The organism is Thermobifida halotolerans (assembly GCF_003574835.2).
Taxonomy (GTDB): Bacteria; Actinomycetota; Actinomycetes; order Streptosporangiales; family Streptosporangiaceae; genus Thermobifida; species Thermobifida halotolerans.
The window spans coordinates 5,049,443-5,063,477 of the sequence record NZ_CP063196.1 but is presented as its reverse complement, the minus strand read 5'-3'; the positions used below and the strand labels follow the sequence as shown (position 1 = coordinate 5,063,477).

At 71.3% G+C, this 14,035-nt stretch carries 1 protein-coding gene (only partly in view); it reads left to right on the top strand.

Features of this window, described 5'->3' with window-relative positions; all coding sequences use genetic code 11:
* Nucleotides 1–14,035: the 3' end of an ADP-ribosyltransferase gene (locus NI17_RS22565; protein ID WP_279395510.1), read on the top strand. It extends 23,012 nt beyond the left edge of the window; the window shows 14,035 of its 37,047 coding nt (coding positions 23,013–37,047); its start codon lies off the left edge, out of view; it ends in the stop codon at nucleotides 14,033–14,035.

Below are 14,035 nucleotides of genomic sequence, written 5' to 3'. Positions count from 1 at the left end.
CGTCGAGATGACCGACGTCTCCAACACCGCCACCGGGGACGACCAGGACGTCGAGATGACCGACGTCTCCAACACCGAGGACGGCCAGGGTTCCGCCGGGTGGAACAACCCGCAGATCTTCACCGCGTTCGTGCCTCCCGCCACCCTCAGCGACACCGCACCCGCCCCCGGCACCACCGACCAGACCCTCGAACAGGCCCGCCAACGCGCCGCCCAGGCCCACGCCGACCTCGTCCGCTTCGAAACCGAACTCGAAACCCAACGCACCCGCAACAACTGGAACGAAACCCACCCCGACTACCAGAACGGCCTCCACCGCGCCGCCCAACTCCGCCAGGAAGCCGCCCGCGCCGACCACGACCTCAACACCCTCCAGGCCCGCACCACCAACACCACCCCACCCACCACCACCGGCCACGACCTCTTCGCCTTCCCCGTCTTCGACATCCAGATCCGCACCGTGGCCCAGGAGAACCGCGAACAGGTCTTCGCGATGTTCGAGGAGTACCGCGACCACGCGCGGGAGGCCGAGGAGCGGTACGCGACCGCCCGCGGCCACGCGCGCGGCGCCCTGGAGGCCCTGGGGGCCGTCCCGCACCGCTACGCACCTGCGAACCACCAGGTCCCCCACCCCGACGACCCGCCGAACACACGCCGGGTCTTCGACGAACTCACCGGCGCCCACGAGTCCCTGGCCCTGTTGGAGACACTGCACGGGCTGGTCCGCGACAACGGATACGACACCGCGGAGGCGACCCTCGAGAGGGAGATCGGGGAGGAGCGCCAGCGGATCCGGGAACTGCTGGCCCACTACCGCTCCGTATCCGGCAGGTTCGCCGCCGACCAGCCGTTCTCACGGCAGGACGAGCAGTCCGACTCCGCGTGGCCGGAGTCTCCCGACGCCATAGGCCGGATGGAACAGCACCTCAACGAGATGGTCGCCGCGTTCGAGGAAGCCGGCGAGAGCTGGCTCGCCGCCGAGGTAGCGGTCGGGATGGGCGACAGCCAGATCAGCGACCTACTGTCCGAGCTGAACGTCACCCCGCCCGACGCCGACCCCGGCTTCTCCCCTCCCGGCGACGACGCTGAGGACGGGGAACGCGCGGCCTTCGAGAACCTGTCCAACTCCCGGCAGTCCCTGGCACGCCTGCGGACGCTGCTCACGCTCCTGCGACCGGACGGGCAGGACGCCACCGCCTCCGCGAACGCGCACCCGGACCTGGGCGGGCACGGCACGGACACCGAGATCGCGCTCCTGCGCGCGCGGATCGACCGCGAGGAGCGGAACGAGGCCCACTGGTCCTCCGTCTACCAGAACTTCGGCATGGACGACGACGCCATGTCCGACACCTCCGACGTGTCGACAGTGCCCACGGTCATCCTGGAGCGGCCGAGCGCCCCCCCGGCTCTCACGACTCTCCAGGAGACGGCCGACATCATCCGCGCGAACCTCCCCCCGGCCCAGAACGATCCGGACCGGATCCGCGACGCGCTCGCCGAGATCGACGCCCTCATCGAGCGGGCACGCCCCGCCTCCCAGGATCTTCCTCCTGACCAGGCCCGCGCCTGGGAGCTGGGCGCGGCCATGGTCCGCGACTACAGCCGCTTCGCCCTACAGCACCTGTCCGCCGCGACCGATTCCGCCGACCACCGGAACCGTCTCGGAAACGCGATACGCGAGGTCCTGGCCGCACCGGAGTCGGCCTCCCCCGACAACGGCCGGGCCCTGCTGCGCGACTACCTCGACCACGCCCGACAGCTCGCCGAACTGCTGGGCTACACCAGCCTGGAGCTGGTCGAGGGCAACGCCGATCTGGCGCCGCCGATCTCTCGGATACGGCATGCCTACACCCGCGTGGCCGAAAGCGCCCGCACCTGGCACACGCTGGACGCCCGACTCCGGGCCGCCGGGGCCGTCCGCACCGAGACGACCGGTCTCCACTCGGGCCGCGACCTCGAACACCAGAGGCTGGAGAGGAGGCGCCGCACTCTCAACGAGCGCTTCACCGTGATCAGGAGAAGCGGCGACCGCTTCAAACAGAACAACGACCAGATCGCCGAGGTCCAGGAGCGGGCCGACGCGGCGTGGCGGGAGTCGCAGGACTTCCTGGCCCTCGCCGAGGAGCAGCGGCGCCTGGCAGAGGCCTACCAGGAGGAACTCGCCGACCTCGAAAACACCACCGACACCGACGACGACCGCACCACCGCCACCCCCGACTACGACACCCTCATCGACGAGGCCCGCGAACAGGCCACCGAACTCCGCGACCAAGCCCGAAACCACGCGACCGAAGCCGACCACACACTCGCCTCACTCGCCCGCGCCCAGGCCCAGCTCACGGACACCCCCGAAACCGACACCGCCACCCGCAACGGCCTGCTCTGGGTGGTCCAACGGTTGGAGAGCCACCACGCCCATCTGCGCGGCCAGGCGCGCGCCCTGCACGCCCGCGCCGACTACCACCAGGCCCGCGAACAGGCCCTCACCCGCCAACGCGACACCGCACCCGCCGACACCGTCCCCGACCGCGACCAGCAGACCACCATCCTGCGCGACCGCCTCCAGGCCGCCACCGAAAGAGCTGGGCGGTACTTCACCCGCGCCGAGCAACTGCGCGACGAGTACGACACCCTGACCGCCCAGATCCAGACAGCCAGGGACCGGAGCGAGCAGGCCGCGGCCCACCTGGCCCGGGCCCTCGACGTCACCGCCGCCGACCCCCTCAGCCTCGACGCCGCCACCGAACTGCGCGACCTGCGCAACGTCGAACTCTCCCGGCGCCAGACCGTGCGGGATCTCCTCGAATACTGGCAGTCCCGCGTGTTCGAACTCAGCGACGGCCCTGTCGGGGACCGCCACCGCTCCTGGAGCCTGTCGGTCGCACGGGCCAACGTCGAGTTCCTGGAGAGGCGGCTCGAACAGAGCCGCCACATCACCAACGCCTACACCCAGTTGGTGGCCCACATCCTCAGCCCGATGACCGGCCACGACGCGATCAGTATGTTCCTCAACCCGCCCACCGCCGAACCCCGCAGACGGGTGGACGCACCTCCCGCGTACTCCCCCCCGCCCGCGTACCCCACCGGTGAGTCCGTCCCGACCCGCGAGTCGACGGCCGTGGAGCAGCGCGGCCGGTTCCTCGCCCGTACCCGCCACACCATCGACCTCCTGCGTCAGCGGATCGCCGCCCTCGGCCCCGAGGCCACCCGCCGCCAACGCGTCGAACTGGACGCCCGACTCGACTACTACACCCGCAACTACCACCACCACGCCCGCATCCAGGCCCAGGCCCTGGGAACCGCCCCCACCCGCCCCGAACCGCAGACCCCGCCCTTCGACCTGGAGAGCCTGCCCCCGGAACAGCATCTCCATGCCATCCACACCCTGCACACCGTCACCCGGCTCCGCGAGGAGGCCGCCGAACACGACCTGTGGGCCCACAACGCGGACAGCACCGGCTTCCCCCGCGACGCCGAATGGCTGCGCGCCGAAGCCGAACGGCTCCGCACCACCGCCCGGACACTCCAGGAACAGCCGCTTCCCGACCCGGGTTCCCGCACAACCCGGGACCGCCTCGTGGCGGCGATGGCCGAGGCACGCGAACACGCCGGGTCCCTGCTGCGCAGACGCGAGCAGCACACAACCACCGAGCCGCGTCTCAGGGCCGCGGCCGACCAGCACCTGACTCTCTACCGCGGCCACGCACTGGCTCTCGCCGACGCCCTCGGCCTGCGGCCGGCCGTCGGCAACCCGGTGCTGGCACGGGTTCCCGACCCGGCCGAGGCACCCGACCTCCACGCCGCCCACCAGGAGGCGGTCCGCGCCGAACAGGAGGCCGCCCTCCTCCAGGCCCTCGCCAACGCCGTGGCCGCCGGGACCGTCCCCCTGCCCGACGAAGCGTCCACCCTGCGCGACCTGGCCCGAACCGCCCGCGGCCAGGCCGACGAAGCGGTCCAGCGCTACATGGCCGGTGCCACCTCGGCCATGGTCGACGACTCCACCGGAGACGGCCGGGACGTCGAGATGACCGACGTCTCCGACACGGGGGATGACCGGGACGACGTCGAGATGACCGACGTCTCCGACACGGGGGATGACCGGGACGACGTCGAGATGACCGACGCCTCCGACACGGAGGATGACCAGGACGACGTCGAGATGACCGACGCCTCCGACACCGAGGACGGTCAGGGCTCGCCCGCCGGGTGGAACAACCCGCAGATCTTCACCGCGTTCGTGCCTCCCGTCACCCTCGGTGGCACCGCCCCCGCACCCGGCACCACCGCCGACCCGGTCCTCGAACAGGCCCGTCAACGCGCCGCCCAGGCCCACGCCGACCTCGTCCGCTTCGAAACCGAACTCCGGGAGCGATACGCCCGCAACGACTGGAACGAATCCCCCCTCACCCACCAGGAAGACCTCTGGCAGGCCGCCCGCCTCCGCCGGGAGGCCGCCCGCGCCGACGACGACCTCACCACCACCCAGGCCCGCCACACCGACACCGCCCCGCCCACCACCGGCCACGACCTCACCGCCTTCCCCGTCTTCGACATCCACACCGATGCCGGCGACGCCCAGACGGTCGCGGGCACCCGTGAGGAGGCGGGCACCTCCGCGGGGACGGGGAGCCCGCTGCCCCCGGCCTTCCAGGCTCTCCGGGACGCCACCGACCTGGTTCACACGGCCTTCTTCTCCCCCGAACGGGACGTCGACCAGGTCCTGTCAGAGGTCGACGCCCGCATCGAACAGGCACGCCCCGCCTCGCGGGACCTTCCCGCCGACCAGGCCCGCGCCTGGGAACTGGGCGCGCAGATGCTGCGCGACCACAGCCGCTTCGTCCTGCACCACGTGCCGACCTCGACCGATCCCGATGTTCAGGGGGATCTCTTCGCGGAGTCGACGCTCGGGGCCATGGCCGCACCGGAGTCGGCCTCCCCCGACAACGGCCGGGCCCTGCTGGACAACTACCTGGACCACGCCCGACAACTCGCCGAACTGCTGGGCTACACCAACCGGGAACCGGCCGAAGGCGAACCCGACCGACCGCGACACACCGACCGGGACCTGGCCGAGGGCGACCGGAACCTGGCACCTCCGGCGTCCCCGCTGCGCGACGCCTACCTGACCGCCGCCGAACACGCCCGTGCCTGGCACACGCTGGACGCCCAACTCCACGCCGCCCAGTCCGCCCACACCGAAACGGCCGGCCTCGAGGTGTTCCACAGCCGCCGCGAGGAGAGCCTCGACCAGGCGAGAACCGAGGCCAGGACCCTCACTCTGAGAGTCGAGGACCGCGCCCGCTCCCTCATCACCAGCAACAACGAGATCGCCAACCTCCAGCGGGAGGCCGACGCGGCGTTGCGGGACTCCCAGGGCTTCCTGGCCCGCGCCGAGGAGCAGCGGCGCCTGGCAGAGGCCTACCAGGAGGAACTCGCCGACGTCGAAAACGACACCACCGACGACGACCGCACCGCTCCCACCCCCGACTACACCACCCTCATCGACGAGGCCCGCGAACAGGCCACCGCACTCCGCGACCAGGCCCGCGACCACCAGGACCAGGCCGACACCGCGCTCGCCTCGCTCGCCCGCGTCCACGCCGAACTCGCCCGGATTCCCGAAACCGACACCGCCGCCCGCACCCCCCTGCTCCAGCAAGCCCAGGACCTGGAGAACACCTACACCCGCCTGCGCGACCAGGCCCGCGCCCACCACGCCCGCGCCGACTACCACCAGACCCGCGAACAGGCCCTCACCCGCCAACGCGACACCGAACCCACCGACACCGGACCCGACCGCGACCAGCAGACCACCATCCTGCGCGACCACATCCGGACCGCCACCGAAAGAGCTGGACGGTACTTCACCCGCGCCGAGGAACTCCGCGACGAGTACGAGACCCTGACCGCCCAGATCCAGACAGCCAGGGACCAAAACGGGGAAACCGCCGCCGCGCTGGCCCAAGACCTCGGCGTCACCACCACCGACCTGTCCAGCACCGACGCCGCCTTCCAGGTGCGCGACCTGCACACCGCCGAAGCCGAACTGCGCCAGCACCTGGACCAGCAGCTCGAATACTGGCAGGGCCAACTGTTCGAGCTGTACAGCGCCCCCTCCAGGGACGACCTCCACACCTGGGACGTCAACCTCGCGCAGGCCAATCTCCAGTTCCTGGAGAGACGGCTCAACCTGAGCGCCCTCCTCACCAGCGCCTACACCCAGTTGGCGACCCACATCCTCGCCCCGCTCACCACCCCCGACGCCACCGACGCGTTCCTCAACGCACCCGATCCCGACAGCACCGCACCGGTGAACGCACCCCCCGCGTACACCCCCCCACCCGCGTACACCCCCGGCGGGGCAGTCCCGCCCCGCGAGTCGATGACCGTGGAGCAGCGCGGCCGCGACCTGGCCCGCACCCGCCACACCATCGACCACCTGCGCCACCAGATCGCCGCCCTCGACCCCGACACCCCCCACCGCCAACGCACCGAACTGAACGCCCAACTCGACTACCACACCCGCACCCACCACCACCTCGCCCGCACCCAGGCCGAAGCCCTGGGCACCCCCCACACCCCCCACATCCGTCCCTCCCTCCCCGATCTGCGCGCTCTGCCCACCAAACAGCGCCTCCAAGCAGTCGGAACACTCACCGACGCCGCCCGACTCCGCGACAGCGCCGCCGAACACGACACCTGGGCCCACAACGCCGACACCACCGGCTTCCCCCACGAAGCCGCATGGCTGCGCACCGAAGCCGAACAACTCCGCGCCCAAGCCGACACACTCCACACCGAAGGCACCCAAACCCTCCGAACCCACCTCACCCAAGCCCTGACCCGAATCCGCCAACGCGTCGACGCCGAACACGCGGCTCTTCGGGAAGCCAACACCGCCTACGAAGACGCCCAGCGTTCCGGAAGCGACCAGGCCGTACTCGACGGACACCAGCAAACGGTCATCCGGCACCGGGACGCGATCCGCCAAGCCGGGGCCGACCACCGCGCCCTGGCCCTCGCCCTGGCCGAAACCCTCGACCTAACCCCCGCCAGCAATCCCGCAGCCCGCCTCGGTCCCGTCCCGGACCGCACACTCCGGTCCCTCTTCCGGGCCTATCGGCAGGTCACAAGGTCCGAACGGGAGGCCGCTCTCCTCGAGGCCCTCGCCGACGCCGTACGCACCGGCGACCTTTCCCTCCCCGAGGAGACCGCCGCACTCGACGACCTCGCCGCCCGTGCCCGTACCTGGACCGACGGAAGGGTCCGCGACTACCTCACCGTGGCACTGGCCGAGACCCGCGAGCGCTTCGAGAACCTGCGCTCCCAGAACAACGAGGGCCAAGCGCATCGGCACATGGTCGACTACCGCCACTACGCGGTGGCTCTGGCCCACGCCCTCGGACTGGCCCCCGTCGGCGATCCCGCGACCCGCGTCGGCCCGCCCCCGTCCCCGGAGACGCTCCCGTCTCTTGTCTCCCTCCACCAGCGGGCTGTCGCGGCCGAGCAAGAAGCCGCTCTCCTCCACATGCTCGCCGCCAGCGCGGACACCACCACCGCCGCCTACTCCCGCGAGGCCCCGAGGCTGAACGATCTCGCCGTCCAAGCCCGCGCCCACGCCGACAGAAGGGTCCGCGACTACCTGGCCGCGGCACTGGTCGAAACCCACACCGTGCTCAGCGTCGCGACCTCCCGAGGCGACCAGGACGTGATCCACGAAGCCTGGACCGACTACCGGCACCACGCTCTGGCCCTCGCCCATGCCTTCGGGCTGCGCCCCGTCCCCGACCTCACCTTCCGCATCGGCCCGCCCCCGCCTCCGAGCGCGCCCTCCGACCTCCACGCCGCCCATTACCGGGCGCTCCAGGCGGATTGGGAGGGATCCCTTCTCCACGCCCTCGCCGACATGGCGAACACCGACACCTTCCCCTACCCCGACCTGGCCGCCTCGCTGGACGGTACCGCCCACCACCTCCGCCATCACGCGGACACCGCGGTCCGCGACTACCTGGTCGCGGCGATGGGCGACGCCCGCGCCCGCGTCGACGCCGCTGTCTCCCGGGGCGACCACGTCGCGAGCCGCAGAGCCTGGAGCGACTACCGTCGCCACGCGGTGGCTCTCGCCCACGCCCTCTACCTGACTCCCGACCCTCAGAGTCCGCTCCTCACCCGGATCCCGGACGCGGGGAGAGACACCGAGAACGCACCTGTCGACGTCCGCGTCATCCACCAGCAGGCGGTCGGCGCCAACGCGGAGGCCGCCCTCCTCGAAGTCCTCGCCGACACCGTACGTACCGGCCGCTTCCCCCTCCCGCCCGACGAAGCCGCCGCGCTCAACGACCTCGCCGCCCAGGCCCGCGATCACGCGGACGAGCGCACCCAGGAATACCTGGACCTCGCCGGAGAGAATCCCGCGCAACAGCGGAGCGGCAACGACGGGCCCCAGATCTTCACCGCGTTCGTGCCTCCCGCCACCCTCGGCGGCACCGCACCCGCCCCCGGCACCACCGACCAGACCCTCGAACAGGCCCGCCAACGCGCCGCCCAGGCCCACGCCGACCTCGTCCGCTTCGAAACCGAACTCGAAACCCAACGCACCCGCAACAACTGGAACGAAACCCACCCCGACTACCAGAACGGCCTCCACCGCGCCGCCCAACTCCGCCAGGAAGCCGCCCGCGCCGACCACGACCTCAACACCCTCCAGGCCCGCACCACCAACACCACCCCACCCACCACCACCGGCCACGACCTCTCCGCCTTCCCCGTCTTCGACATCCCCGACATCCAGGTGATCGTGGCCAGCCCCGAGGAGATGGAAAGCCCGCTGCCTCCGGCCCTCCAGGCCCTGCGGGACGCGGCCAGTCTGGTCCGCGTGGCCCTCGCCGCTCCCGAGCGGAACGCCGATCAGGTCCTGTCCGACATCGACACCCTCATCGAACAGGCACGTTCCTCCTCCCAAGACCTCCCCCCAGGCTGGGAACCGGCCGCGGCCATGGTCCGCGACTACAGCCGCTTCGCGCTGGGCCACCTGCCCGCCGCGCCCGACCCCGCCACCCACCGCAGCCACCTCGAAAACGCGGTGCGCGAGGTGCTGACCGACCAGGCCTCCGCCGACAGCGGCCACGCCCCACTGCGCGACTACCTCGACCACGCCCGGCAGCTCGCCGAGCTCCTGGGCTACACCAACCCGGAACCGGCCGGAGGAGACGCCGACACACCGCAACGCGCCGAACGGGAACTGCTCGAAGGCAGCGTCGACCTGGCACCCCCGGCACCGCGTGAGACCACGAGAGCCCCGGAGTCCGCCTCCCCCGGCAACGACCGGATCTCACTGCGCGACGCCTACCTGACCGTCGCCGAACGTGCCCGCGCCTGGCACGCGCTGAACGCCCAACTCCACGCCGCCCAGTCCGTCCACACCGACACGGCCCCCCTCGAAGCGGGCCGCGGTCCCGCCTACCAGGACCTGGAGCGGGTACGCGCGGAGATCAGCGGCCTCGTCCGGAACATCGGCAGGCGTACCCGCACCCTGGCCACCAGCAACGACGGGGTCATCGACCTGCAGCGGCGAGCCGATGCGGCGCTGCGGGACTCCCAGGACTTCCTCACCCGCGCCGACGAGCAGTTGCGGCTGCGCGAGGCCCTGGAAGAAGAACTCGCCGACCTCGAAAACGACACCACCGACGACGCCCCGCCCGCCTACCCCGGCCGCACCGCCGCCACCCCCGACTACGACACCCTCATCGACGAGGCCCGCGCCCAGGCCACCGAACTGCGCGACCAAGCCCGAAACCACGCGACCGAAGCCGACCACACACTCGCCTCGCTCGCCCGCGTCCACGCCGAACTCGCCCGGATTCCCGAAACCGACACCGCCGCCCGCACCCCCCTGCTCCAGCAAGCCCAGGACCTGGAGAACACCTACACCCGCCTGCGCGACCAGGCCCGCGCCCACCACGCCCGCGCCGACTACCACCAGACCCGCGAACAGGCCCTCACCCGCCAACGCGACACCGAACCCACCGACACCGGCCCCGACCGCGACCAGCAGACCACCGAACTACGCGACCGCATCCGCACCGCCACCACCCAAGCCCAGGAGTACTTCGCCCGCGCCGAGGAACTCCGCGGCCAACACGAGACCCTGACCGCCCAGGCCCAGCAGATCAGAAGCCAAAACGGGGAAACCGCCGCCGCGCTGGCCAAGGCCCTGGGCGTCACCACCACCGACCTGTCCAGCACCGACGCCGCCGCCGAAGTGCGCGACCTCCACACCGCCGAGACCACCCTGAACCAGAACCTGACCGACGGACTCAGATTCTGGACGGAACGGGTGTTCCTCCTGAACGCCATCCCCTCCCAGGACGACGCGCTCCACGCCTGGAACGTCAACCTCGCACGCGCCAACATCGTGTTCCTGCAAGGGCGACTCGGCCTGAGCGACCAACTCCTCAATACCTACACCGAGTTGGCGACCCACATCCTCGCCCCTCTGACCACCCCCGACGCCGTCACCGCGTTCCTCGCCGCCGACGACGACATCCCCGCACCGGAGGACACACCCCCCGCCTACACCCCCGACGAGACCGCCCCAACCCCCGAACCGACCACCGCGGAACAGCGCGGACAACTCCTCGCCCGCTACCGCCACACCATCGACGACCTGCGCCAGCGGATCGCCGCCCTCACCCCCGACACCCCCCAGCACACCGAACTGACCACCCGACTCGACCACTACATCCGCAGCCACCACCACCACGCCCGCATCCAGGCCGAAGCCCTCGGCACCCCCCACACCCCCCGCATCCACCCCAACCTGCCCGACCTGCGCGCTCTGCCCACCAAACAGCGCCTCCAAGCAGTCGGAACACTCACCGACGCCGCCCGACTCCGCGACAGCGCCGCCGAACACGACCTGTGGGCCGACAACGCCGACACCACCGGCTTCCCCCACGAAGCCGCATGGCTGCGCGCCGAAGCCGAACAACTCCGCGCCCAAGCCGACACCCTCCACACCGAAGGCACCCAAACCCTCCGAACCCACCTCACCCAGGCACTGACCGAAACCCGCCAACACCTCGACACCGAAAACGCGGCCTGGCGGGAAGCCGATGCCGCCTACCAGACCGCTCTTGCCTCCCGAAGCGACCGGAGCGTACTCAACCAGCACCAGGAGACGGTCCACCGGCACCGGGAAGCGTCCCGCCAAGCCCAGGCCGACTACCGCAGCCTGGCCCTGGCCTTGGCCCACACCCTCGACCTGACCTTTGACGTCGACCCCGCCAACCGCCTCGGCCCCGCCCCGGACCCCGCGCTTCAGCTTCTCTCCCGCAGCCACCGGGAGATCAGGAGAGCCGAGTGGGAGGCGACTCTCCTCGAAGCCCTCGTCGACAACGCGCGCACCGGCGCCCTCTCCCTCCCGCCCGACGAAGCCGCCGCGCTCAACGACCTCGCCGCCCGCTCCCGTAGCCAGACCAACGGAAGGGTCCGCGACTACCTGGCCGCGGCACTGGCCGAAACCCGCGCACTCGCCGACGCCCTGTACTCCCAAAACAACCCGCGCCAGGCCGATCGGCACAGGGCCGCCTACCGCCGCTACGCGGTGGCCCTGGCCCACAGTCTCGGTCTGGTTCCCACCGGCGATCCCGCAGTCCGCATCGGCCCTTCCCCGGCCCCGGGGGCGTCCCCGCATCTTGTCAACTCCTACCGGCGGGCGGTCTCGGCCGAGCGGGAGGCAGCTCTTCTCCACATGCTCGCCGTCAACGCGGACACCACCACCTCCGCCTACTCCCGCGAGGCCCCGGCTCTGGAGGACCTCGCCGCCCAGGCCCGCGATCACGCGGACGAGCGCACCCAGGAATACCTGGACCTCGCCGGAGAGAATCCCGCGCAACAGCGGAGCGGCAACGACGGGCCCCAGATCTTCACCGCGTTCGTTCCTCCCGCCACCCTCAGCGACACCGCACCCGCCCCCGACACCACCGACCAGACCCTCGAACAGGCCCGCCAACGCGCCGCCCAGGCCCACGCCGACCTCGTCCGCTTCGAAACCGAACTCGAAACCCAACGCACCCGCAACAACTGGAACGAAACCCACCCCGACTACCAGAACGGCCTCCACCGCGCCGCCCAACTCCGCCAGGAAGCCGCCCGCGCCGACCACGACCTCGACACCCTCCAGGCCCGCACCACCAACACCACCCCACCCACCACCGGCCACGACCTCTTCGCCTTCCCCGTCTTCGACATCCACCTGGACAACGAAGGCGCGGCCTCGGACGTGGTCTCGTTCGACCTCCAGATCCCCCCGCCCCAGCCGTGGCAGGGCGCCCCCGACGAGCCCGGCGGTGTGGGCATGGACCACGGCGCGGTCCGCTTCGCCAGCGACCACGAGGGTGTCGAATGGGCCTACCAGCACCTGACGCCGCTGCCCGCCTCCGACCGGGGGGCCGGGACTGCGGGGAGCAACCGTCAACTGACGGTGCGGCAGGAACTGGCCGTCCGGAACTACACCTACGGGGGCGACGCTCTGGTGAACCAGGGTCTGCGCGGCGGTTCCGTCTCCGACCCGGCCCACTTCCGCGCGCTCCTGGACGGACTGGACGGGGCGATCGCCGCCTCGCCCGCGCCGGAACCGGTGGTCCTGCACCGCGGCGTGAACAGGGACTACCTCGCCCGTCTCGGCGTGTCGGACCCGGACGACCCCCAGTCCGTGCAGGGGCTCGTCGGCCGCACCTTCAGCGACGGCAACTACCTGTCGACCTCGATCGGCTCCACGGCCGCCGTGGAGCGCGAGGTCTTCATGGCGCTGCGCGTTCCCAAGGGCCATCCCGCGCTGAACGTCATGCCGTTCTCCAGCTTCGGCGACGAGGAACGCGAGGTCCTCCTGCCGCGCGGCACCAGGTTCGTCATCCACGCCGCCTACGAACGCGATGTCGCGCTCTGGGGGGACCCGGCGGCGAGGAGCTGGTTCATCGAGGCCGAGATCGTCCCGGCCGACTGGGAGCCCGACGGTACCTGGACCCCCTCCCCCCTCGGGGACGTCGACGCCGGTTACCGTTCCGACCCGGGGGACGTCGCGCCCGGCACCACCTACGTCAACACCGAGGAGCGGATCGCCCCGGCACAGGCCTGGGAGGGCGACCGGGACGAGTCCGACGGCGCGGACACCGCCGAGTCCCTGCGGTTCACCGACCCGGAGGACGCCTTCCGGTGGCTGTCGGAGAACATGCCGATCACCTCGGTGGGAGCGGGGAGCGGTTCCTGGGATCTGAGGAACCTCCTGCTCGACGACTCCGCCGGGAGGACCCCGGACCTGTCCTCCCTCCAGGAAGTCGCGATCAGGGACTACCTCTCCGAGAACCTGAGCAGCGTCGACGAGGACCTGCGCCGAGGAATGACCAACTCCAGGGATTCCCGTTTCCCGGCGTCCGTGGAGCGGTTGGACGGCGCCATCGGCTCCCGCCGGACTCCCCAACCCCTCGTCGTCCACCACGGCACGGAGACGGACATCCTGTACTGGCTGGGCGCCGACCCCGACGATCCCGCGTCGGTCGAGGCACTTGCGGGCACCGTCCGCTCCGACGCGGGCTACCTCCTGGTCGACGTCGGCCCCGACACGCCCGGTTACCACTCCGTCTACTTCACCGTCCGCGTGCCCCAGGGCTATCCGGCTCTCAACGTCACCCCGCTGACCGGGGAGAACCAACTGCTGCTCAAGCGGGACCGCACGTTTGTCATCCACTCCGTCCGGCGGGTGCCGCTGGAGAGCTGGATGGGCGACGAGGAGTACCAGTGGCTCATCGACATCGAGTTCGTCCCGGACAGTCGGCGCTTCGCCGAGGAGGGGACCGGTGAGGAGCCCGCGCCCGACGCGGCGCCCTCCCCGCCCGAAACCGTCGGCTCCACCGACGCGTCCCCGGCCGACACCGGCCCCCAGAGCCTGACGGACCTGTTCCGGGACGTGCTGCTCGGTGGTTCCGGGTCCACGTCCGCCCCCGCGCCGAACGAGGAGGGACACCGTGCCGAGTGA